The organism is Mesorhizobium sp. M1142 (assembly GCF_040318565.1).
Classification (GTDB): Bacteria; Pseudomonadota; Alphaproteobacteria; order Rhizobiales; family Rhizobiaceae; genus Mesorhizobium.
The window spans coordinates 1-909 of the sequence record NZ_JAMYMK010000078.1 but is presented as its reverse complement, the minus strand read 5'-3'; the positions used below and the strand labels follow the sequence as shown (position 1 = coordinate 909).

Annotated in this window: 1 protein-coding gene; it reads right to left on the bottom strand. The window is 64.5% G+C overall.

Translation table 11 applies throughout. The features are described 5' to 3' along the window. Positions 1–211: 211 nt before the first annotated feature. Complete coding sequence (locus NKH42_RS31145; RefSeq protein ID WP_352479222.1) at positions 212–718, bottom strand: OsmC family protein; 507 nt, start codon at positions 716–718, stop codon at positions 212–214. Positions 719–909: the final 191 nt, after the last annotated feature.

Genomic DNA, 909 nt, shown 5'->3' with positions numbered 1-909 from the left:
CGCAAAGCGCGCCAAACTGTTCGCGATGTCCTCGCACACCTGTTCGCGATGTCCCCGGTCCAAACACCCCCTTGAGGGGGAGATGGCCGACAGGCCAGAGGGGGGTTGGTCCGATCGGGCTCGGCCTGCTGCAGCGGTTGGCGCTTCACGCGAGACAACCCTCTGTCGCCTTCGGCGACATCTCCCCCTGAGGACCCTCAAGGGGAGATCGTCAGCGTCGCGCGCTGACCGTCAGCTCCGGCTTCTGGCTGATGGTCTGAAACACCACGCAGTAGCGCTCGGTCAGCTTGAGCAGCGCATCGATGCGCTCCTGCGGTTCGTCGGTGTCGAGCCCAAATGTCAGCCGGATGGCGCGGAAGCCAACCGGCGCATCCCTCGCCACGCCAAGCGTGCCGCGAAAGTCGAGATCGCCTTCGGCTTCCACCGTGGCGGCTCCAAGCTTGAATTCCAGCGCCGTCGCCACTGCCTTCAGCGTGACACCGGCGCAAGCCACCAGCGCCTCCAGCAGCATGTCGCCGGAGCAGAGTTCGAGCCCGGTGCCGCCGGTCGCCGGATGCAGCCCGGCAATGGCAATCGCCCTGCCCGTCTCGACCTTGCAGGCGATCGATTGGTCGTCGATCGAGCCCTTGGCCTTGAGGGTAATCAGCGCGCGCGAGGCGTCGTCGCGATAGGCCTCCTTCAGCGGCGCCTGCATGGCCTTCAATGCGATCGCGTCCATTTCATTTCTCTCCCATAGTTGTCTGGCTTCGCCGCTTAACGGCGGTGTCGCCTGCCCCAAACGCAAGTCCCCGCTGGCGTAGCGCTTGGCAGGGTTTCGCCCGTATAGGGCCTGTTGCGTAATTCGCTGATTGTGATTCTCTGAGACGAAGCTCGGAGGGAATCGCGATGGCAGTGAAGCAGATGGGCCAG

Excerpts from the sequence above, each read along its gene's own strand:
- NKH42_RS31145 (WP_352479222.1), bottom strand. The coding sequence starts at position 718 with ATGGACGCGATCGCATTGAAGGCCATGCAGGCGCCGCTGAAGGAGGCC.